This window comes from Terrabacter sp. AAH1, assembly GCF_054456855.1.
Window position 1 is genome coordinate 1 of the sequence record NZ_JBTJJV010000017.1, and the last position, 21,612, is coordinate 21,612.

The following is a 21,612-nucleotide window of genomic DNA, read 5'->3' on the forward strand; positions in this document are numbered from 1 at the left end:
ACCGGCTCAAGGACCGCGACCTCGGCCGCGTCCCCGCAGCCACCAACCAGGAAGAGAACTGATATGCGGGGGTCAGTTTTCACCTGCCGTCAGGGGGTCAGTTTTCGAGTGCCGTTGACACAACCAACCCGTCTACGCGTCCTGGAATCCGAAGGTGCTCCTCGGCTTCGGCGATCTGGTCTGGCAGTTCGACCTCCCAGACGGCCGCAAGGTTCGTGTCATCGGCGAGTACCAGGGCGCGGAGTTCCATTCCGCACCTGAACAACGGGCGCGCGACAAGACACGACGCCGTCGATTCACGCGCGACGGATGGACCGTCATCGAGATCTGGGCGGCCGACATGGCGGGAGCGAGCGCACGATGGGCGCTTGTTCGGCGGTTTGCCCACGAGCTGGGCGTGCCGGAGTCGGCCTTGACACTTCATGACACCGATCCACACTTCTTCTCGCGCCATGCCATCGACGCTGCCATCGCGCGGGACGACAGGCGGCGGGCGCGCTGGGCTTGAGCGCGGACGGCGGGAGTGAGCACTCGATGGCGCACGGGCGTCGGGAAGTGAGCACTCGAGGGGGGTCGTCAGGCCCGGGCGATCCTCGCGAGCGCCGACATCGCCTGTGTGAAGCACTGCTCGGGCGGGGTGACGAGCCCGGCGCCGACCTGGCCCGTGCCCGCGACGCGCCCGGCCATGCCGGTGTTGATCTGCGGGAGGATGCCGGTGCGCGCCACCGAGGTGACGTCGATGCCGGTCGGCGTGCCGCGGAACTCGAGGATCGGCACCTGGAAGGCCGTGTGCTCCCCCGTCGTGATCTCGTACATCGTCTGCGTGGCCCGCAGCGCGAACGGCACGTCGCCACCGACGAACTTCACGATGGCCGGGGCCGCCGCCATGGCGAACCCGCCGATGCCCGCCGTCTCGGTGATGGCCGAGTCGCCGATGTCGGGGTTGGCGTCGTCGGGGCCGTAGGACCCGAGGAACAGCCCCTCCGGGGTGTTGGCCGGACCGGTGAACCACTCGTCGCTCGTGCCCGACACGCGGATGCCGAAGTCGGTGCCGTTGCGCGCCATGGTCGTCACCACGGACGAACCCGGGATGCCATGAGCGGCAAGGGTGCTCAGCTTGCAGGCGGGCATGCCGAGGTTGAGGAAGAAGTGCTCGTTGGCCCCGGAGAAGCGGACCGCGTCGGCGATGTCGCTCGACGGCGCGTCGGCGGTGATCATCGTCGGCAGCAGCTCGCGCAGCAGCATGAGCGAGCCGGCACGGTTGCGGTTGTGGCCCTCGTCGCCCATCTGGAGCATCTGGGCGATGATCGCCTTGATGTCGATGGCGCCCTCGCGCCCGACTCGGGTGCGCACGGACTGCTGGAGGATCGGGCCGAGCACGGTGTTCATCCACCGCAGCCGGTCGATGACCTCGGGCCCGTAGGCGCCGTAGCGCAGCACCTTGCCGAGCCCCTCGTTGAGCGAGCACCACGAGGTGTTGTCGTGCACCTCGTCGCGCAGCTCGTAGACCCACATCGACGGACTGATGACCCCCGCCATCGGCCCGACCGCGTCGCGGTGGTGGCACGGCTCGAGCGTGATGCCGTCGGCCTTCTCCAGCTTCGCCTCGGCCTCCTCAGCCGTGTCGGCGAGGCCCTCGAAGAGCATCGCGCCGATGAGCGCACCCTTGAGCGGCCCCGAGGCGCGGGCGAACTCGATCGGCGGACCCGCATGCAGGAAGGTGCCGCGCTCGAGTCCGAGCGCCTCCGACGCCGGTCGCACGTCGACGAGGTCGGCTCCGGCCGCGACCATCCGGCGCAGGGCCTCGGCGTTGGCCTCGTCGCGCCTCGGGTCGGCAAGCACGCGGGCGAGGTCACCGGACGTGCCGGCGATCGGCGGCTGCCACGCCGCCTCGGTGACCGGCACCGCCTGTGCCCGAAGCGCGTCCGCGAAGAGGGACACGCCGACGGCGGCGACGGAGACGTCCTGGGTGAGCAGGCCGCCCAGCGGCTCGGAGGCGTCCGCCGCCGCCAGACTCCCGCTTGCATATGCCGCCTGGCCGGTCGTCGTGTCCACCGGCCACGTCTCCCGGCCGAGCAGGTGGATGGCGTGCCGGGTCGCGAGCGCGTTGGACAGCAGCACGGTCGCTCCCGCGGCGACCAGGGTCTCGGCGCACCGGTCCAGCCCCTGCGGGTCGCCCGTCGTGCCGGTGAGCGACACGACGACGGGCAGGTTCCGCGAGTCGGCGGCCGCGGTCTCACGGGCGGCGCGGATGGCCTCCGCCAGCTCCGGCGCCGGGTCGGGGTGTGCCCCGTGCCCGAGCACCAGGTCCAGCAGCAGCACACCGCAGGTGGGGTCGGCGGCCTCCGCGGCGATGCGCCCGAGGCGCAGCGACGGGTCGATCATCGGGTGCGCACGGCCCTGGGTCATCGAGTCGTCGCCGAAGTCGATGACGACGTGGCCCGTGTCGCGCAGATCGGCGCCGAGGGCGAGTTCTGGACGGAGCGGTGTGTTCGAGCGCACCTCACCGAGGTACTCCGCGGCGATGAGCATGGCCTCGTCGGCGAGGGTGCCGCCGCAGAAGAGGCCGCGCAACGAACCGGACCCTAGCTCGTCGCTCGAGGGCCCGCTCCACTCCGGCCACTCGCGTTCCGTGGTCTCGTCCGTGCTGCCAGTGCCGCCCGCGTTGCCGAGGGCCGCCTCGACCGCGGCCGTGAGGTCGGGACGCCCGGCCCCGAGCGTCGCCCAGTGGACCGGCTTGCCCAGCCCGGCGGCATACGCCTCCAGGTCGGCGAGGACCTCGGGGGCCGGCGGCTTGGACACGATGAGGATCGACTCGGTGGCGGGGTCGGCGGCGAGCGCGGCGAGCGCCTGCTTCGTCGAGCGCGCAGCCACCGCGGACGAGAGGTCACGGCCGCCGACACCGAGGCAGTGGCTGATGCCGACTCCGGCCGCGTCGAGCAGGCACATAACCTGCTGCGCCCCGGTGCCCGACGCCGCCACCACGCCGACGGAGCCCTGCCGCACGACGTTGGCGAAGCCGAGTGCGACCCCGCCGACGACAGCGGTGCCGCAGTCGGAGCCCATGACGAGCACACCCGCGCGCGCTGCGGCGTCCTTGAGTGCCACCTCGTCCTCGACCGCCACGTTGTCGGAGAAGACGAGCACGGAGATGCCCGCGCGGACTGCATCGAGGGCCTCGGTGACCGCGTGCTCACCCGGCACCGAGACGAGCGCGAGGTCCGCACCGGACAGCCTGATCGCACCACCGAGCGTGCGCGGCAGGGGCGCCTCCCCCAAGCCCGAACCGCTTGCGGCAGAGCGTTTCTGGGTCAACGCGCCCTCGAGAGCCGACAGCCCGGCAGCCACACCGTCCTCGTCGCCGCGGATCGCCACGACGAGGTCGTTCGGTGCCGAGCCCGGCACGTCGAAGCCCATGCCGCGGATCACCTCGAGGTTGAGCTCGGTCGCCATGGCGACCTGCGCCGCCTCGACCCCGGGCGCCGAGGCGACCGTGCGGGAGACCTGCATCAGGGTCACCGAGTCGAAGTAGGCACCGCTTCTCAGCTCGACGTGGTCAGCCACGGCAGGCTCCTTCCTGGGGGGTGGTCTCGAGGGAGGCGTCGAGGGCACGCAGGGTGCCGGTGACGCCGGACAGCAGGTCACGGCCGGACGAGTGCCCGATCGCGAGCACCCGGTCGACGAGCTCGGGTGCAGCGACGCCGGACACGAGGCCGGTGACGAGGCGCACGACGTCGGGGACGGCATACCCGGCGCCGGCGGCCACGAGGAGGGCGGCGGACAGGCTCGTCGTCGCGGTGAGTCGGGCGCGCACCTCGGCGAGGACGGCGGCCTGCGCCCGGCGCGCGCGGGGAGCGTCGACGGCGCCCAGGGCGAGGAGTAGTCCGCAGATCGCGTCGTCACCGCTGGGTGTCAGCCCGCGACCGGCGCCGAGGAGGCCGCGCACCCCGGCGTCGACGGAGCGCCCGGCGAGCGCCGCGGTGGCGAGCTCGTGGGCCAGGTCGCCGAGCACGCCCGGCTCGCGCAGGCCGGTCGGGGGGCCGGGGCGGCGCTGCGCAGGCCGCACGCGCGGTGGGTGCTGCAACCGCGCGGCGACGACGTCAGCCCGCGGAAGGCGTACGCGGCCCTGCCCGACGACGACGTGCGCGCCGGCCTCGAGACCCCAGTCGACCTCGGCCGCCGGCAGCGCGAGGCGCAGCCCGATCGGCAGCGCCAGAGCGTCGGACGCGAGCAGCGCGAGCACCCGCTCGTGGGCGCCGAGCTCGACGTAGAGGCAGGTCGGGAACGCGGCCACGACGCGGCGCCGGCGCGGGGCACCGGCGACCTCGGCCGCCAGGAGGGGCGACATCGAGGCCGGCAGCAACGTCACGTCGAGCCCGTCGTCCATGGGGGTGGGCACCTCCCGCCGTTCTCGCGCGTATGCCGCACGAGTGCCCACGTACGGCACGGTCCGCCCGGCGCGGTCCGCTGACGTGACGCTATCCACGCGGCGTAGGGTGCGCTCATGGTGAAAGTTGCCAACGATCGGGTCCGTGCAGATGGGGACTTGCCAGAGGCAGGTCCCGGCGACGACGTGGTCGGGGGCGACCAGGCGTTCGGCGACGGGGCGCCCGCCGCCGCGGGCCTCGACACACACGCGGTCGGCGGCGACGCGGAGGCCGAGGTGTCAGGCATCTCCCTGCGCCTGATCGCGGGGCTCGCGGCGACGGCCCACGGGTCGGTGCGCTCCGAGCCCGGCCGGCTCGACGTCACGGTCGACAGCACGGCGCCGCTGCGCAGCGCCCTGCGCGACGCCTCGGCCGGAACCCGGCTGACCCACCGGCTGGTCCTGGCCGACGCCGCGGCCCTCGCCGAGCACGGCCGCGGCCTCCACGACGTCCTCACCGAGCTCGAGGGCGCCTCGGCCGCGGGGATCGTGGTCTCGGGGCTCACCGGCCGCACGGCGGCAGCCGTCGCCAGGGCCGCCGAGGCGACCAGCCTCCCGCTCATCGACGTGCCGCTCGACCACATGGCGACGTTCACCACCGAGGTGCTCACCGCGATCCTCGAGCACCAGACCGCCGTGCTGCGCCGTCTGGAGGACGCCGACCGGGCGCTCGTGCAGATCGTGCTCGCCGGCGGCTCGCTCGACGACCTCTGCGAGCAGGTCGTCGGCTTCCTCGACGGGGCCGTCATGGTGACCACCACCGACGGCCGGGTCATCGCCCGAGCCGGCTCGGCCCGCGAGCTCGAGCACGCCACGGGCCTCGAGTGCTTCGACCGGACCGGCCGCCTGCTCACCGAGAACGAGCCGATGGGGCCGCGACCCGACGGCCCGACCGCGAACCGGGCCGCCGTGCGCATCGTCGCCGGCCACCTCGACCACGGCGTGCTCATCGCCTTCTGCAGCCACCGGCGCCTGACCGTCGACGACGTGCGCCTCCTCGAGCGCGCCGCCACCGTGGCCGCGCTCGCCATCACCAAGGACCAGGCCGTCTCGGCGGTCGAGAGCAAGTACCGCGCCGAGTTCCTGCGCGACGCGCTCGCCGGCCGCGCGGGGTCTCCCGCCGAGGCCGTCGCCCACGCCAGCTCGCTCGGCTGGGACATCAACCGGCCGATGGTCGTCGTCGTCGCCGAGACCGACGAGGACGACGACCGCTCGACCCGCGACGCCGACGAGGTGCGCTTCCTCCAGCAGCGGTTCGCCCGCGCCTGGACGCACGCCGTCACGGTGCGCGACGCCCGCTCCCCCGTCATGGGCTTCAGCCGCGAGGTCGTCGCGCTCATCGGCGTGCCCCCGCAGGCCGACACCGACCAGGTCATGCGCGTCGTCGGCGAGTACGTCCGGGTCGTCCGCGGCGACGGTGGCGGCGGCCGGCGCAGCTTCTCGGCCGGCGTCTCGCGGCCGTTCGTGTCCGTCGCATCCCTGCCCCAGGCGTACGACGAGGCGCTCTCGGCCGTCACGGTCGGGCGCCAGATGCACGGCGACGGCGCCCTCACCCACGTCGACGGCCTCGGCATCTACCGGCTGCTCGCGCTCATCCCCGACGGCGCCGACCTCCGGCGGTTCGTCGCCGAGTCGCTGCGCGAGCTGGCCACCGACGAGTCGCCGGAGTACGCCGGGCTGCGCGAGACCCTCGGCGTGCTGCTCGACACCAACCTCAATGTCGCCGAGACGGCGCGGCTGCTCTTCTTCCACTACAACACGCTCCGCTACCGCATCGGCAAGCTCGAGAAGATCCTCGGCCCCTTCACGACCGACCCCGACCTGCGCCTGACCCTCGCCCTCGCGCTCAAGATCCACCAGATGCGCGGCATCTGAGAATCGAAAGAGCGCGCCACACCCCCACATCGAAAAAGCAATCCGTCCCGGTTCACGCGGTGAGCCGCCTCCCAGCGCTGAGGGGCGGATTGCTTTTTCGATCTCAGCCGGGCGGCAGGACGCCTCCGTGGGACGTCGGACCCCGGTGAGGGGGTGCGAACCTCCACGGACCGCACGCGACCCCGACAAGTCGGGCAGACGGCATACGTCAGGTAGTGCCAGAGGCACTCCGTCGGCGTGTATCAACGTTTGACGAACGCAATCCCCTGATGTGGGAGTAGTTTTCGCCCATCCCGGAGTGGGACGTGACCCGCATCACCCGATGCGGCAACCATAGGAGTCGGAATGGCTTTGGGCTGGAAACTTCACGGGGACGGCAGGACCATGGGCCCCGACGACGTCGTCGCCCCTGACGAGCGGCTGTCGTGGGGCAAGACCGTGGGCCTCGGCGCCCAGCACGTCGTCGCGATGTTCGGTGCGACGTTCGTCTTCCCCCTCGTCATGGGGCTCAACCCGCAGCTCGCGATCATGATGAGCGGCATCGCGACGATCTGCTTCCTGCTGATCGTCAACGGCAAGGTGCCGAGCTACCTCGGCACGTCGGCGAGCTTCGTCGGCGGCGTCGCGGCCATCCGCGCGCAAGGCGGCACCTCGCAGGAGGTCACGGGCGCGATCCTCGTGGCAGGCCTCGTGCTCGCGCTCGTGGGCATCGCGATCCACTTCCTCGGGTCCTCGATCCTGCACAAGGTGCTGCCGCCGGTCGTCACCGGCGCGGTCGTCATGCTGATCGGCTTCAACCTCGCGCCCGTCGTGGCCAACATCTACTGGCCCCAGGACCAGTGGGTGGCGCTGCTCGTCATGGCGTTCACGATCATCTGCGCCGTCGCCTTCAAGGGCTTCATCTCGCGCATCGCGGTCTTCCTCGCCCTCATCTTCGGCTACGTCATCTCGTGGATCTTCGACAAGGCCTTCGGCCAGATCACGAGCTTCGACGCCGGTGCCGGCAAGATCACGACGCACTTCCGCACCAACTTCGACAACCTCGCGAGCCAGCCGTGGTTCGGCCTGCCGCCGAGCACCGGCACGCTGGGCGCCGACGGAAAGCCGCTCGTCGGCATCCACGCCCCGTCCTTCTCGGTCGCGGCGATCCTCCTCGTGCTGCCGGCGGTCATCGCGCTCATCGCCGAGAACACCGGCCACGTCAAGGCCGTCGCCGAGATGACGAAGGCCGACCTCGACCCGTACATGGGTCGCGCCATCGCCGCCGACGGCGTCGGCACGGTGATCGCGTCGTCCGTGGGCGGCTCGCCGACGACGACGTACGCGGAGAACATCGGCGTCATGGCCGCGACCCGCGTCTACTCGACCGCGGCGTACTACGTCGCCGCGATCGTGGCCATCGTCTTCGGCCTCTCGCCGAAGTTCGGCGCGCTCGTGTCGTCGGTGCCCGGTGGTGTGCTCGGCGGCATCACCGTCGTGCTCTACGGCATGATCGGCCTGCTCGGCGCGAAGATCTGGAAGGAGAACGGGGTCGACTTCGGCAACCCGATCAACCTCGTCCCGGTCGCGGCCGGCATCGTCATCGGCATCGGTGACGTGAAGCTCGTCTTCACCGACAGCTTCACGCTGAGCGGCATCGCGCTCGGCACCATCATCGCCGTCGGGGCGTTCCACGTCGCCCGCGCCGTGGCACCGGCCGACCTGCGAGAACGCGCCGACGCGGCCGGAGGGACGATGATCTCGCTCGGCCAGCGCGAGGGTGACTACGGCGACGCCGACGGCATCGACGACCTCTACCAGGACGCGCCCGGCGGCCCGGACCGGCGCCGCTGACGCCGTCCGGACGCGACGCATCGCACGTCGCCGTGGGCCCTCGACGTCGAGTCGGGGGCCCACGGCCGTTCAGGGCAAGAGTTGCCAAAAGCGCACGGTCAGCGATGCACAACCATCACTAGTACGAAGCCGGATCGGAAGGCAGGATCAGTTCGGTGAAGCCCGCCCCCTTCGAGCACCACGCTCCCCTCAGCGTCGAGGAAGCCGTCGCCGTCCTCACCGAGGTCGGCCACGACGGCAAGGTCCTCGCGGGCGGGCAGAGCCTGATCCCGATCCTCAACATGCGCCTGGCCTCACCGGCCCACCTCGTCGACATCAACCGCGTCGCGGGTCTCGACGCCGTCGAGGTCACCCCCGGGGCCGTACGCGTCGGCGCCCTCGTGCGCCACGCCGGCCTCGAGCGGTCCGAGGAGGCGTATGCCGCCCTCCCGCTCCTGCGCCAGGCGCTCGTCAACGTCGCGCACCCGGCGATCCGCAACCGCGGCACCACGGTCGGCTCCATCGCGCACGCCGACGCCGCCGGCGAGATGCCCGCGATCCTCGCCCTCACCGAAGGCGTCGTCGAGGCCGCAGGGCCCTCCGGCCCGCGTGAGATCCCTTGGCGCGACTTCTTCCTCGGCGCGCTCGAGACCTCGCTCGAGGCCGAGGAGCTCGCCGTGGCGGTGCGTTTCCGCCGGTTCGCCGCCGGCACCGGCACCGCGTTCGTCGAGGCCGCCCGCCGGCACGGCGACTACGCGATGGCCGGGGTGGGCGTGGCCGTGACGGTCGCCGACGGCGTCGTGTCCGGGGCCCGGGCCTCGTTCGTGTCGGTCACCGACGTGCCCTCGGTGCTCGACCTCGGGCCAGCGCTCGTCGGCGTCGAGCCCGGTGGCGACGCGTGGGCGGCCGCCGTGGACGCAGCCGCCGAGGCCGTGCACGAGCACGTCGACCCCGAGGGCGACATCCACGCCACGGCCGAGTACCGCCGCATGCTCGTCACCGAGCTGACCCGCCGGGTCCTCCCCCGCGCCGTGCACGAAAGTGAGCACTCGACGGGAGAGAGCCCCACCCCTTCGTCGAGTGCGCAGTTCCCGACGCACGAAAGTGAGCACCCGACGGATTCAGGAGTCCAGTCATGACCGACACCACGCAGATGGCCGGCGAGACGATCCACGACGTGACGGTCAGGGTCAACGGCATACGCCGGTCGGCCCGGGTGCCGGCGCGCCGCCTTCTGTCCGACTTCCTCCGCCACGACCTCGAGCTCACCGGCACGCACGTCGGGTGCGAGCACGGCGTCTGCGGCGCGTGCACCGTGCTCGTCGACGGCGCCCCGATGCGCTCGTGCCTGATGTTCGCGGTCACGGCCCAGGACCACGCGATCACGACGGTGGAGGGCCTCTGCTCGGCGCCCGACGCGCGCGTCGCCCCGACCGGCGAGTCGATGAACCCCGTCCAGCAGGCGTTCGCCGAGTGCCACGGCCTGCAGTGCGGCTTCTGCACGCCGGGCTTCCTCACGACCGTCACCGCCTACCTCGACGAGAACCCGTCGCCGACGAGCGAGCAGGCGCGAGAGGCGATCTCGGGCAACCTGTGCCGCTGCACCGGCTACCAGAACATCGTCAAGAGCGTGCTGCGCGCCGCCGAGATCAAGGCGGAGCGGGCCGACGAGCGGGCCGATGAGCAGGCCGGTGAGGAGAGCTCATGACGACCCAGATGTTCGGCGCGCCGATCAGGCGCAAGGAGGACCCTCGGCTCGTCACCGGCGGCGGCCGCTACCTCGACGACCTCGGCCACGACGCCCTCGCCGCCGCCTTCGTGCGCAGCCCGCACGCCCACGCCCGCATCGTCGACATCGACGCGTCCGACGCGATCGACTTCGAGGGTGTCGTCGGCATCTACGTGCACGAGGACCTCCCCGGCCGTGTCGGCGAGCCCCTCCCGCTGCTCATCCCGCACCCGACCCTGACCCACGGCCGCACCGGCTACGCCCTCGCCCGTGACGAGGTCAACCACGTCGGCGAGCCCGTGGCGATGGTCGTGGCGACCGACCGCTACGTCGCCGAGGACGCCTGCCAGCGCATCCGTGTCACCTACGAGCAGCTGCCCGTCGTCGTCGGCATCGAGTCGGCGCGCGACGGCGAGCGCCTCGTCCACGACGACGTGCCCGGCAACGTCGCCGCGCACATGCTGCAGGAGGTCGGCGACGTCGACGCGGCCCTCGCGACGGCCCCGCACACCCTCACGCTCGAGCTCGACATCGAGCGCAGCGCCTGCATGCCCATGGAGGGAAAGGGCGTCTACGCCCGCTGGGACCGCGAGCGCGGCGAGCTGCGGATGTACTCCTCCACCCAGACGTCGACGGGGGTGCGCGCCGCCGTCGCCGCGAAGCTCGACCTGCCGCTCGCCAAGGTCGAGTGCATCGCGCCCGACGTCGGCGGCGGCTTCGGCGTCAAGATCATGCACCCGTGGCCCGAGGAGGTGCTCGTCCCCTGGGCCGCACGGCTGCTCGACCAGCCGGTCAAGTGGGCCGAGGACCGCCGCGAGCACTTCATCGGCTCGGCGCACGAGCGCGGCCAGCTGCAGCAGGTCACCGTCGGCTTCGACGACGAGGGCCGCGTGCTCGGCCTCGACGTGAAGTTCTGGCACGACAACGGCGCCTACACCCCCTACGGCATCATCGTCCCGATCATCACCTCGACCCAGCTGCTGGGGCCCTACAAGCCCGGCGCCTACCGCTGCGAGTTCTGGTCGCTCTACACGAACACCGTTCTCGTGACGCCCTACCGGGGCGCCGGCCGACCGCAGGGCTGCTTCGCGATGGAGCGCACGATGGACGCCATCGCGGACGCCCTCGGCCTCGACCGGGCGGAGGTGCGCTCGCGCAACTTCATCCTGTCGAGCGAGATGCCCTACGACCACGGCCTGCTCTTCCAGGACGGCCGCCCGCTCAGGTACGACTCGGGCGACTTCCCGGCCAGCCTGGCCAAGCTCAAGCAGCTCGTCGGCTGGGACGACTTCGCCGACTACCGGCGTTCGGCCGAGGCGGAGGGACGCAAGGTCGGGCTCGGGATCGGTTGCTACGTCGAGGGAACCGGTGTCGGGCCCTACGAGGGCGGCCACATCCAGGTCGAGACGAGCGGCCGCGTCAACGTGTCCACCGGCCTGACGTCGCAGGGCCAGGGCCACGAGACCGTCTTCGCCCAGATCGTCGCCGAGGAGCTCGGCGTACGCCTCGAGGACGTCCACGTGACCACCGGCGACACCCGCAAGATGCCGTATGCCGTGGGCACGTTCGCGTCGCGCGCCGCCGTCATGAGCGGGAGCGCCATCGCGATCGCGACCCGCAAGGTGCGCGAGAAGGCCCTGCGCATCGCGGCCGACGCCCTCGAGGTGTCTCCCGACGACCTCGAGATCGTCGAGGGAACCGTACGCGTCAAGGGCGCCCCGGCGACGTCGATGAGCCTCGGCACCGTCTCGGTGCTGTCCAACCCGCTTAGGTACGCGTTCGACGAGGCCGCCCGCGCCGCAACGCAGTTCGCCGGAACCTTCGACCCCGACAAGCCGCCGATCGCCGAGGGCGAGGAGCCCGGGCTCGAGGGCAAGGGCTTCTACTCCCCCACGCAGGCCACCTTCGCCAACGGCATGCACGCCGCGATCGTCGAGACCGACCCGGTCACGGCCGAGATCAAGATCCTGCGCTACTGCGTCATCCACGACTGCGGCACGATGATCAACCCGATGATCGTCGAGGGTCAGGTGCACGGCGGCGTCGCGCAGGGGGTCGGCGGCGCGCTCTACGAGCGGATGGCCTACGACGAGTCGGGGCAGCTGCTCAACGCGAGCTTCATGGACTTCCTCATGCCCTACGCCTCCGAGGTGCCCACGGTGGAGGCCGACCACCTCGAGACACCGTCACCGCTGAACCCGTTGGGCATCAAGGGTGCCGGCGAGGCCGGGTGCATCCCCGTGTCGGCCGTCATCGCCTCCGCCATCGAGGACGCCGAGGGCTTCCCCATCGCCCGCATGCCGATCTCGCCCAACGACCTGTGGGAGCTGCGCCGCCGGCACGCCGCCGGCGAGGTCCCCTCCCTGCACCGTCAGGCCAACACTGCACGCTCGTCCAGCTCGTCCAGCTCGTCCAGCTCGTCCAGCTCGTCCAGCACGTCACCGAAGGAGCCGACGTCATGAAGATCTCCGGATCCGCGACCCTCGCGTCCGATCCCCAGCAGGTCTGGGACGCCTTCCACGACCCTGCCGTGCTCGCCCGCTGCCTCCCCGGCTGCGAGCGCCTCACCGAGCTCGGCCCCGACCACTACGCGATGACCGTCACGGCGGGCGTGGCCGCGATCAAGGGCACCTACGACGGTGAGGTCTCGCTGCGCGACCCGCAGCACCCCGACTCCTTCACGATGAAGGCCTCCGGCGCAGGCGCTCCCGGCACCGTCGACGCCGACGTCGTCGTGCGGCTCGCGCCCGGCGCGGCCGGCGGCACCGACCTCACCTACGACGCCGATGCAGCGGTCGGTGGCGTCATCGGCGGCGTCGGGCAGCGCATGCTCGCCGGCGTGACGAAGAAGATGGCCGGACAGTTCTTCTCGGCGGTCGACGCCGACATCGCCGGCGTCCGCCCGGGCGCAGCAGCCCCGAGCGGGACCGCGCCCGCGGCACCCGCGGCAGCAGGCGGCATACCTGCTGGGTCTGCCGTCACGCAGCCGAGCGGCACGGGCACCGTGTATGCCGGCCGGCCCGCCCCCGCTGAGGGGTCCAGAGTTCGCGACTACGCCCTCGGGGTCGTCACCGGGGGCGTGGTCGCGATCGTCGGCGTCGTCGTCGGCTGGGCGATCGGGAGGGGCTGACGATGCGCGCCTTCACCGCTGCCGCCGTGCAGGTGGCCCCCGTCCCCGGGAAGCTGTCGCCCGACACGATCCGCGCCAACATCGACGCGTGCATCGACATGACGCGCACGTGTGTCGAGGCCACCGGGGCCGAGCTCGTCGTGCTCCCCGAGACCGCGACGACCGGCTTCACGCCCGGCTGCTCCAAGGAGGAGCTCTGGGACCTCGTCACCGAGCTGCCCGGCGCGATGACCGAGCCGTTCCAGGCGGCGGCGCCCGAGCTCGGCGTGCACCTGTGCATCGGCACCTACGAGCGCGGCCCCGAGCGCGGCGTCGTCTACAACTCGTCGGTTCTCATCGACCCCGCCGGCGAGGTGCTAGGCGTCTACCGCAAGACGCACCCGTTCTGCTCCGAGATCGTCACCGGCGGCGGCTGGGTCACGCCCGGCGACACCGTGACCGTGTGCGACACCGACCTCGGCCGCATCGGCATGATCATCTGCTTCGACGGCGACTACCCCGAGCTCTCGCGCATCCAGGCCGTGCAGGGCGCCGAGGTCATCTGCCGGCCCTCGGCGCTGCTGCGCTCGGCCGACATCTGGGACCTCACCTCTCGGGCCCGCGCCTACGACAACCACGTCTACGTCATCGGCGCGAACGCGGTCGGGCAGGACCCCGCCGGCGTGCTCTACTTCGGCAACTCGCACATCGTCACCCCGGTGGGGCACATCGTGGCCAAGGCAGCGACGCACCCGGGCTGGGTCACCGCCCGCCTCGACCCGGCGGAGGCGCTGGCCTCGCTGACGCCGGGCTCGAACGTCGGCCAGGCGTTCGACCACCTGCGCGACCGCAACCTCGACCTCATCCGCAACCACCGAGCCGAGCTCGAGGGCGCCGCCGAGACGCCGTTCCCGCACGCCCCCATCCACCGCGGCGAGGCCGGCTGACCCCCGCTTCGTCGCGTGGGAAGGTGAGCACTCGACGGGTGAGGGCGTGCGTCAGGGAGTGGACGGTTCGCTGCTCTCGAACCGGCGGAGCAGCTCGCGGATCGCGGCCATCTCCTCGGAGAGGGCGTGCCGGCCGGCGCGGGTGATGGTGACCCACGTGCGGGGGCGCCTGCCGGCATACCCCTTCTCGACGTGCACGAGCCCGCTGCCGGCGAGCACCTCGATGTGCCGGCCGAGGTTGCCGTCGGTGAGGTCGAGCATCGACTTGAGGTAGGTGAAGTCGGCCCGCTCGGTCTCGGCTAGCACGGCGAGGATGCCGAGCCGCGCCTTCTGGTGCACGACGTCGTTGAGCCCGCTGGTCGGGTGCGGCGCCTCGTCCAGCGGGCCGTCGGTGGACGTTGCACCAGGCACGGTCTCCCGAGGAGTCACGGCTGCACCGGCCATGGGACTGGTTGCCGAGCACGTGTGGAACGCCGGCTGCGCATCGCGACGACCATCAGCACCAGCCCGAGTGCAGCCATGACCACGACGTCGGCCTGGACGATCGCGTGCACCGACACCGCATCGGACAGCCCGACCAGACCGAGCAGGTCGCCGAACCGGTTGGTGAAGAACCCGAGGTGCGCCAGCGTCACGACGACGCCGAAGACGACGACCCAGAGCGCGAGCCGGGGATCGTGTCGCCGTGCGGCGATGAGCAGCAGGGCGATGCCGATGAAGGCTGTGGGTGCCATGAACCCGACGATGCCGACCACGCTGACGAAGGCGAGAGGCGAGAACGGGAGCCCGAACGTCGCCAGGACGAAGAGGCCGAAACCTGCCGCGATCCACGCACCGGACCCGGCGCCGGCGCCGACGCGACGACGGCTCCAGGCGAAGAGGACACCGATGAGCACGAGCCCTGCTGCCCCGACGGTGCCCCAGTAGCGGTCGACGAGGTCGCCGAATGCCATCTCCTCGGGAGTCGCCGCGCGGGACTCTCCGGGGCCGAGGTCGGAGGCGATGACGTTCAGCTGGACGTACGAGAGGGCGGCGTAGCCGAGCGTCAGGACGCCGAGGACCAGGAGCGGGATCGCGAGGCCCCGAGCGTCCGCGCGGGCAGCCCGGCGCACGCCCTCGGTGCGCTCCAGGAGGCGGCGTGCCTCATCGGGGCCGAGTTCGGCGGACGAGGCTGGTGATGCGGCGTTGCCCGAGGTTTCCATGCGCGCCTCCTGAGGTGGGGCGTCCCTGTGCGCCCGGTGCGCTAACTCTGCATCGCAGAGTAGTCGCTCGTCAAGAGCACTCTCCGAAGACGACCGCGGACGGATTGCTTTCTCGATGGGGTGGGGCGGGCGTTCTCGCGCGCGATAAGGCCGTTCGTCGGCGTGGGGACCCGGGCGCTGGGAGACTGGGTGGTGCGCTCTCCGGAGCCCCGGGGAGCCGCCCGTGCACCGGGGGTTCACCATGCAAGGTCGGACACGTCGCGTTTCCCTGCTGGTCGGCGGTGTCGCCTTCGCGGCCGCCGCCCTGACCGCCTGCTCATCCACGTCGGGCCAGCCACCGCCGACGACGGCGACCACCTCCGCACCCACGGCCGTGCCCACCCTCGAGCCCGAGGGACAGGTCGTCGTCAAGGGGAAGACCTTCGCCACCCGGTGCGCAGGTCGAGGCCCCTCCGTCGTCCTCGTCAGCGGCTACGCCTCGCCCATGGAGTCGTGGGACCCGGTCCAGGCCCGCATCGCCGCAGGTGCACGGACCTGCACCTACGACCGACTCGGCATCGGCCTGAGTGACCCGCCACCGGACATCCAGGACTTCGACGACCTGGCCGCGCAGCTCGACGGCGTCATCACGGGGCTGAAACTGCCCCGCCCCGTCGTCGTGGTCGCCCACTCCATGGGCGGACCCCTCGCCTACACGTGGGCGGCCGCCCACCCCCAGGACGCTCATGCCATGGTCCTGCTCGACCCGTCCACCCCCACGTACGACGCCTGGTTCGTCACCCACCTGCCCAAGCCTGATGTCGGCAACCCGGACATCAGCAACCTGCTCCGCGCCGTCGCCTTCGACCGGGACCCGAAGACGAACCGCGAGAGCCTCGACCCGAAGGCGCTGGATCGCGTCGCACGCCTGCCCGTCATCGACGTGCCGATGCGCATCATCGAGGCCGGACGGGACGAGGGCCCTCTTCCGGGCATGGACTCCACGGCCCTGCGCGAGGCCTGGCGGGCGGGCCACCGATGGCTCGCAGGACGGTCGTCGGACGGCAGCGTCATCGTGTCGCAGCGATCAACGCACTACGTGCAGGGCGATGACCCCGACCTCGTCGTGAAGACGGTGAACGAGATGCTGCGGTGACGTCGACCGCGTCATCGGCCCGCGCAGGTCCGGGACGGTTCCTCATGGTCGCCATCGACGCCGGCGGCACCCTGCCACCCATGATGGGCGTGGCCGCAGAGCTCGTGAGGCGTGGGCACGACGTGCTGGTCCTCGCGGACCCCACGGCGGAGGACGTGGCGCGGGCGGCCGGCTGCCGCTACCTGCGCTGGCAGACCGCACCACAGATCGGCTCCGTCGCCGAGCAGACCGCGATGATCACCGAGTTCGAGACCGGCAGCCCCCTCAGGAGGCTCCGCCGCGTCCGGGAACGGGTGCTCGTCGGACCGGCGGGCTTCTTCGCCCGCGACGTCATCGACGCCGCGACCCGTCATGCGGCGGACGCGGTGCTCGTCGAGGGCACGGTGCCCGGCATGGTCATCGGCGCGGAAGCGACAGGGCGTCCGTTCGCGGCCCTCATGGCCAACATCTACGCCCGCCCGACGCGCGGCCTCCCACCCTTCGGCACCGGCTGGCCGCAGGCGCGCGGGCCCGTGGGCCGTGCCAGAGACGCCGCCGCGCTCTTCGCCGTTCAGGGCGCATCGAGCGGAATGACCAAGCAGCTCAACGCTGTTCGCGCGGCATACGGCCTCGGCCCCGTGGGCGAGCTGCTCGGCATGCTCGACCACGCGAACGCGGTGCTGGTGCTCACCAGCCCGTCCTTCGACTTCGCCACCCCGCACCTGCCCGGCAACGTCCGCTACGTCGGGCCGCAGCTCGACGACCCCGGCTGGGCCGGGCACTGGGAGGACGACCCCGACGACGCCCGGCCTCTCGTGCTCGTGGGTCTGAGCTCGGTCCACCAGGCCCAGACCGAGACGCTCGACCGCATCTGTGCGGCGCTCGGCCGGCTCCCGGTGCGCGGCCTCGTCACCACCGGTCGCGCCGTCGATCCGGAGGCCGTGTCGGCGCCGGCCAACGTCGACGTGGTCAGGTCCGCGCCGCACAGTCAGGTGCTGCGTCGGGCGGCCGCCGTCGTGACCCACGCCGGGCACGGCACGGTGATGCGCTCGCTCGCCGCCGGAGTCCCTCTCGTCTGCCTGCCGATGGGCCGTGACCAGAGGGACGACACCGTACGCGTGCTGCGCCTGGGCGCCGGCGTGCGGGAACGCTCCTCCGCCCCGCCGGACCAGATCGCGGCCGCAGTGAGTCGCGTGCTCGAGGACGAGCGGTATGCCGTCGCCGCGCGGACGTTTGCGGCCGTGCTCGCCGAGGAGGCCCGGACCCGCCCGTCCGCCGCCGACGAGGCCGAAGCCCTGCTCGGGGTCCGCACGACCCGGTGACGGAGCGTTCTCTCGATCGCGATGCCGCCCATTAAGAAGGCGATGCCAACCATCGAGAAGGCCATGCCACCCATCGAGAAGGCCATGCCACCCATCGAGACAGCGATCCGTCCGCTCAGGACCTCGTCGACCGGCGGAGGGCGGCCGCGCGGGTGGCGAGGTGGCGCCGCTCCGCCTCGTTCGTCGCCGTCGCGGCAGCCCGCTCGAGGTCAACCGCCGCGAGGACCGGCTCGCCGGCCATCTCGAGCAGCTGGCCGCGCACGGCCAGCCAGCGGTGCGTGCCGCCGAGCCGGTCCTCGACCTCGTCGACGACTTCGAGACCAGCCCGCGGCCCGTCGGCCATGGCCACCGCCACGGCCCGGTTCAGCGTCACCACGGGGTTGCCGGTGACCTGCTCGAGCAGCCCGTAGAGCGTGCGGATCTCGCCCCAGTCGGTGTCGGCGGCGGTGGGCGCCCGGTCGTGGACCGCCGCGATCGCCGCCTGCAGCTGGTACTGCCCCACCGCCTCGAGCGTCATGGCCCGGCCGAGCAGCGCTAGCCCCTCGGCCACCAGCGCGCGGTCCCACCGCGACCGGTCCTGCTCGGGCAGCGGGACGATGGCCCCGGTCTCGTCCGTGCGGGCCGGGCTGCGTGCCTCGAGGAGCAGCATGAGGGCGAGCAGGCCCATGGCTTCCGCGTGGTCGGGCAGGCCGTCGACCAGCAGGCGCGTCAAGCGGATCGCCTCGAGCGACAGGTCTGTCCGCTGCACCGTCGTGCCGTGCGTGCTGGCGTAACCCTCGTTGTAGACGAGGTAGAGGACGTGGAGCACCGACCGCACGCGATCCGCGCGGTCCTCGCCGGACGGCATACGGAAGCGGGCGCCGGAGGCGCGCACCGTCGCCTTGGCGCGACTGATGCGCTGCGCCATCGTCGGCTCGGGGACGAGGAAGGCCCTCGCGATCTCGGCCGTCGTCAGACCACCGACCGCGCGGAGCGTCAGCGCGATCGCGGACGGCGGCGTCAGGGACGGGTGGCAGCAGAGCAGGAGCAGCGTCAGGCTGTCGTCGTGGTCGACCGGGTCGTATGCCGGCACCTCCCACGCGATGACGCGCGCCTCGCGCTCGCGCCGGGCGGCGTCGCTGCGCCACACGTCGACGAGCCGCCGGGAGGCCGTCGTGACGAGCCAGGCACGCGGCTCTTCCGGCACCCCGTCTACCGGCCAGCGGCGAGCCGCGGCGAGGAGCGCCTCCTGCACCGCGTCCTCGGCCGAGTCGAAGTCGCCGAAGCGGCGGCTGACGATGCCGACGACCCGCGGCGCCAGGGTGCGCAGCAGGTCGTCGACGCCGGGTCCGGTGGTCAGCGCGTGCCGCCGGCCGTGCGCAGGAAGTCGTCCATCTCGTCGGTGTTCGACGGCGCCTGCTCCATGACCTGGCGCACGTGGATCGGCTGTCGCGTGGGCACGCCACCACGGCCGGGCACCGCCGACATCAGCGACGCGATCTCGAGCGCCCGCTCCTCGGTGTCGACCTCGACGACCTGGAAGCCTGCGAGCCACTCCTTGAACTCCTGGAAGGGTCCGTCCGTCACGACGGGTGCCACGCCGTCGGACCGCACGATCTTGGCGAGGTCGGGACCGGTGAGGATCGTCGACGAGACGAGCTCGCCGTTCGCCTCCAGCTCGCCGACGAGACGCTCGTAGTAGTCGAGGTGGGCCTGGACCTCCTCCGGCGTCCAGTCGGACATCGGGGCCTCGTCGTCGCCGGCCTGGAAGTCCACGCCGATCAGGTACTGCGCCAGGTGCTCTCTCCTTCGTCACACGTCGTGCCAGCGTGGCACGCTCACCCCCTGGACGGAGCGGAGGGCGCGCGCTCGACATCACCCGCGCGCGCCACGCCAGGACTGTCGAGGATTGGGCCGAACGAGGGTCGGTGTTGGCACGATGTGCCAACGCCCCGACGGGCGCGCCACCGGTTGAATCCTGACCATGACAGCAGGCACCTCCGCAGCACGCCGGATCCGGATCGGCATCGACACCGGCGGCACGTTCACCGACGTCGTCGCGCTCGACGAGGACTCCGGCGAGCTCGTCACCACGAAGACGCCGTCGACGCCGAGCAACCCGGCCGACGGCTTCCTCGCCGGGGTGCGCAAGGTCCTCGACCTCATGGGCGCCACGGGCGACGACATCTCGGCCGTGTCGCACGGCACGACGGTCGCGACGAACAAGCTGCTCGAGGGCAAGGTCGAGGCGCTCGGCTTCATCACGACCGAGGGCTACGAGTTCATCCTCGAGATCGCGCGGCAGGCCGTGCCCGACGGCTACGGCAACTCCTACTTCTGGGTCAAGCCGCCGCGCATCGTCCCGGCCGACTACGTCAAGACCGTCGGCGGCCGGATGGACTTCGAGGGCAACGAGATCCGACCGTTCGACGAAGAGGGCGCCGTCGCGGTCGCCCGGTGGTTCAAGGACCGTGGCATCACCACCATCGGCGTGTGCCTGCTCCACTCGTACGCCGACGACAGCCACGAGCTCGCGATGCGCGACGTGCTGCGGCGCGAGCACCCCGACGCGGTCGTGTCGATCAGCTCCGAGGTGCTCCGCGAGTACCGCGAGTACGAGCGCTCCATGACGACCCTCGTCGACGCCGCGGTCAAGCCCAACGTCAGCCGCTACGTCGCGAACATCCACCAGCGGCTCGACGACTTCGTCGGCAGCAGCGAGAAGCTGCCGTTCTACATCATGAAGTCCAACGGTGGCGTGCTCTCGGCCGACGAGGTCGTGCACCAGCCGATCACGACGGTCCTCTCGGGCCCCGCCGCCGGTGCGCTCGGCGCCGGTCTCATCGCAGGCCGCGCGGGCTTCGACAAGGTGCTCACCTGCGACGGCGGCGGCACCTCGACCGACGTCTCCGTGGTCCTCGCCGGCGAGCCGACCCTGACGACCGAGGGCAGCGTCGGCGCCTACCCGAGCAAGATCCCGATGATCGACGTCGTCACGGTCGGGGCCGGCGGCGGCTCCATCGCCTGGGTCTCCCCGGAGGGCTCCCTCAAGGTCGGCCCGCAGTCCGCGGGCGCCGACCCCGGCCCGCTCTGCTACGGCAAGGGCGGCACCGAGCCGACGATCACCGACGCGCACGTGACGCTCGGCCGCATCCCCCCGCACCTGCTCGGCGGCGAGATCCCGCTCGACGTCGACGCCGCCCGTGCCGGCATCGAGGCCCTCGCCGACCGTCTCGGCCTCGACTTCGAGCGCTGCGCGACAGGCATCCTCGAGATCTCGGCGTGGAACCAGGCGAACGCGCTGCGCCAGGTCAGCGTCAAGCGTGGCCTCGACGTGCGTGACTTCATGCTCGCGACGTTCGGCGGCTCCGGTTCACTGCTCGCCTGCCGCCTCGTCGACATCCTCGGCCTCGCCGGGGTCGTCGTACCGCAGAACCCCGGGAACGTCTCTGCCTTCGGCCTGCTCACCGTCGACGTCAAGAACGACTACGTGCAGACGGCCGTCTCGCGCCACTCGTCGCTCGACCACGCCGCAGTCCAGAAGACCTTCGACGACCTCACGGCCAAGGCCGCCGCGGCCCTCGACGCGGAGGGCTTCCCGACCGAGCAGCACCGCTACTCACGCACCGTCGACCTGCGCTACTTCGGCCAGGCCTACGAGGTGCGGGTCGCCGCACCCGAGGGCGAGGTCGACGAGGCGTATGCCGCCGACGTCGCCTCGCGCTTCCACGACGAGCACCGCGCGCTCTACGGCTACGACTTCCGCAGCGACCCGACCCAGCAGGTCGAGTGGGTCAACCTCCGGGTCACCGGTGTCGGCCCCATCACGCGCCCCGAGCTGCGCGACCTCGCGAGCGCCGAAACGGCAGGCGCCGGTGTGCACGAGCGCGCCCACCGCAGCGTGCGGCCCGTGTGCTTCGACGCCGACTCCGGCTACGTCGACACCGACGTCTGGTGGCGCCCCGACCTGCTCGCCGGCGACACGGTCCACGGGCCCGCCATCGTCGAGGAGTTCGGCTCGACCGTCCCCGTCCACCCCGGCTTCGTCGTCCGCGTCGACACGCTCGGCAACCTCGTCATCACCAAGGAGGCCTGAG

At 72.0% G+C, this 21,612-nt stretch carries 17 protein-coding genes; 11 read left to right on the forward strand and 6 right to left on the reverse strand.

Going from position 1 to position 21,612, the window contains the following annotated elements; genetic code table 11:
* The first annotated feature begins 154 nt into the window (after positions 1-154).
* Entirely contained in the window at positions 155-508 is a 354-nt protein-coding gene (locus ACXR8F_RS19300; protein ID WP_458802979.1) for a hypothetical protein, read from the forward strand.
* 68 nt (positions 509-576) lie between these two features.
* On the opposite strand, the gene ACXR8F_RS19305 is transcribed toward ACXR8F_RS19300, so the two are convergent.
* Positions 577-3,564, reverse strand: a complete 2,988-nt coding sequence (locus ACXR8F_RS19305) for a bifunctional FdrA/YlbE family protein (RefSeq protein ID WP_458802981.1) — start codon at positions 3,562-3,564, stop codon at positions 577-579.
* Positions 3,557-4,438 carry an oxamate carbamoyltransferase subunit AllH family protein gene (locus ACXR8F_RS19310; RefSeq protein WP_458802983.1) on the reverse strand — a complete coding sequence of 294 codons (882 nt, stop codon included), beginning with the start codon at positions 4,436-4,438 and terminating at the stop codon, positions 3,557-3,559. The genes ACXR8F_RS19305 and ACXR8F_RS19310 overlap by 8 nt, the downstream gene beginning before the upstream one ends.
* A 108-nt stretch (positions 4,439-4,546) precedes the next feature.
* Here ACXR8F_RS19310 and ACXR8F_RS19315 point away from each other — a divergent pair, with 108 nt between their 5' ends.
* The 7 genes from ACXR8F_RS19315 to ACXR8F_RS19345 all read left to right on the forward strand — a co-directional run bounded on the left by ACXR8F_RS19315 (position 4,547) and on the right by ACXR8F_RS19345 (position 13,898).
* Entirely contained in the window at positions 4,547-6,301 is a 1,755-nt protein-coding gene (locus ACXR8F_RS19315; RefSeq protein WP_458802985.1) for a helix-turn-helix domain-containing protein, read from the forward strand.
* A 384-nt stretch (positions 6,302-6,685) separates the two neighbouring features.
* Positions 6,686-8,134, forward strand: coding sequence for a uracil-xanthine permease family protein (locus ACXR8F_RS19320; protein WP_458802987.1), 1,449 nt, complete (start codon positions 6,686-6,688; stop codon positions 8,132-8,134).
* A 155-nt stretch (positions 8,135-8,289) separates the two neighbouring features.
* Positions 8,290-9,252, forward strand: coding sequence for an FAD binding domain-containing protein (locus tag ACXR8F_RS19325; protein WP_458802989.1), 963 nt, complete (start codon positions 8,290-8,292; stop codon positions 9,250-9,252).
* Positions 9,249-9,821 (forward strand): (2Fe-2S)-binding protein, encoded by a 573-nt coding sequence (locus ACXR8F_RS19330; protein ID WP_458802991.1) that lies wholly within the window; start codon positions 9,249-9,251, stop codon positions 9,819-9,821. The genes ACXR8F_RS19325 and ACXR8F_RS19330 overlap by 4 nt, the downstream gene beginning before the upstream one ends.
* Positions 9,818-12,304, forward strand: a complete 2,487-nt coding sequence (cutA, locus tag ACXR8F_RS19335) for an aerobic carbon-monoxide dehydrogenase large subunit (protein ID WP_458802992.1) — start codon at positions 9,818-9,820, stop codon at positions 12,302-12,304. The genes ACXR8F_RS19330 and cutA overlap by 4 nt, the downstream gene beginning before the upstream one ends.
* The gene (locus ACXR8F_RS19340; protein ID WP_045187495.1) at positions 12,301-12,972 is read left to right on the forward strand and encodes an SRPBCC family protein; all 672 of its coding nucleotides are present in this window, start codon (positions 12,301-12,303) and stop codon (positions 12,970-12,972) included. Before cutA ends, ACXR8F_RS19340 begins: the two co-directional genes overlap by 4 nt.
* A 2-nt stretch (positions 12,973-12,974) precedes the next feature.
* The gene (locus tag ACXR8F_RS19345; RefSeq protein WP_458802995.1) at positions 12,975-13,898 is read left to right on the forward strand and encodes a carbon-nitrogen hydrolase family protein; all 924 of its coding nucleotides are present in this window, start codon (positions 12,975-12,977) and stop codon (positions 13,896-13,898) included.
* 51 nt (positions 13,899-13,949) lie between these two features.
* Here the strand turns inward: ACXR8F_RS19345 and ACXR8F_RS19350 are convergent, their stop codons facing one another.
* Together ACXR8F_RS19350 and ACXR8F_RS19355 are read right to left on the reverse strand one after the other, a co-directional pair.
* Positions 13,950-14,309, reverse strand: coding sequence for a winged helix-turn-helix domain-containing protein (locus ACXR8F_RS19350; protein ID WP_458802997.1), 360 nt, complete (start codon positions 14,307-14,309; stop codon positions 13,950-13,952).
* 14 nt (positions 14,310-14,323) lie between these two features.
* The gene (locus tag ACXR8F_RS19355) at positions 14,324-15,100 is read right to left on the reverse strand and encodes a hypothetical protein (protein WP_458802999.1); all 777 of its coding nucleotides are present in this window, start codon (positions 15,098-15,100) and stop codon (positions 14,324-14,326) included.
* A gap of 241 nt (positions 15,101-15,341) precedes the next feature.
* Between ACXR8F_RS19355 and ACXR8F_RS19360 the strand changes: the two genes are divergently transcribed.
* Together ACXR8F_RS19360 and ACXR8F_RS19365 are read left to right on the forward strand one after the other, a co-directional pair.
* Positions 15,342-16,235, forward strand: coding sequence for an alpha/beta fold hydrolase (locus ACXR8F_RS19360; protein ID WP_458803001.1), 894 nt, complete (start codon positions 15,342-15,344; stop codon positions 16,233-16,235).
* Positions 16,232-17,536 carry a glycosyltransferase gene (locus ACXR8F_RS19365; RefSeq protein WP_458803003.1) on the forward strand — a complete coding sequence of 435 codons (1,305 nt, stop codon included), beginning with the start codon at positions 16,232-16,234 and terminating at the stop codon, positions 17,534-17,536. Before ACXR8F_RS19360 ends, ACXR8F_RS19365 begins: the two co-directional genes overlap by 4 nt.
* A 115-nt stretch (positions 17,537-17,651) precedes the next feature.
* Here ACXR8F_RS19365 and ACXR8F_RS19370 read toward each other — a convergent pair whose 3' ends face one another.
* Complete coding sequence (locus ACXR8F_RS19370; protein ID WP_458803087.1) at positions 17,652-18,875, reverse strand: RNA polymerase sigma factor; 1,224 nt, start codon at positions 18,873-18,875, stop codon at positions 17,652-17,654.
* Positions 18,872-19,291, reverse strand: coding sequence for a YciI family protein (locus tag ACXR8F_RS19375; protein ID WP_458803005.1), 420 nt, complete (start codon positions 19,289-19,291; stop codon positions 18,872-18,874). Before ACXR8F_RS19375 ends, ACXR8F_RS19370 begins: the two co-directional genes overlap by 4 nt.
* 208 nt (positions 19,292-19,499) lie before the next feature.
* Between ACXR8F_RS19375 and ACXR8F_RS19380 the strand changes: the two genes are divergently transcribed.
* Positions 19,500-21,611, forward strand: coding sequence for a hydantoinase/oxoprolinase family protein (locus ACXR8F_RS19380; RefSeq protein ID WP_458803007.1), 2,112 nt, complete (start codon positions 19,500-19,502; stop codon positions 21,609-21,611).
* Position 21,612: the final 1 nt, after the last annotated feature.

Excerpts from the sequence above, each read along its gene's own strand:
- ACXR8F_RS19360 (WP_458803001.1), top strand. The coding sequence starts at position 15,342 with ATGCAAGGTCGGACACGTCGCGTTTCCCTGCTGGTCGGCGGTGTCGCC.
- ACXR8F_RS19320 (WP_458802987.1), top strand. The coding sequence starts at position 6,686 with ATGGGCCCCGACGACGTCGTCGCCCCTGACGAGCGGCTGTCGTGGGGC.
- ACXR8F_RS19330 (WP_458802991.1), top strand. The coding sequence starts at position 9,249 with ATGACCGACACCACGCAGATGGCCGGCGAGACGATCCACGACGTGACG.
- ACXR8F_RS19355 (WP_458802999.1), bottom strand. The coding sequence starts at position 15,100 with ATGGAAACCTCGGGCAACGCCGCATCACCAGCCTCGTCCGCCGAACTC.
- ACXR8F_RS19340 (WP_045187495.1), top strand. The coding sequence starts at position 12,301 with ATGAAGATCTCCGGATCCGCGACCCTCGCGTCCGATCCCCAGCAGGTC.
- cutA (WP_458802992.1), top strand. The coding sequence starts at position 9,818 with ATGACGACCCAGATGTTCGGCGCGCCGATCAGGCGCAAGGAGGACCCT.
- ACXR8F_RS19345 (WP_458802995.1), top strand. The coding sequence starts at position 12,975 with ATGCGCGCCTTCACCGCTGCCGCCGTGCAGGTGGCCCCCGTCCCCGGG.
- ACXR8F_RS19380 (WP_458803007.1), top strand. The coding sequence starts at position 19,500 with ATGACAGCAGGCACCTCCGCAGCACGCCGGATCCGGATCGGCATCGAC.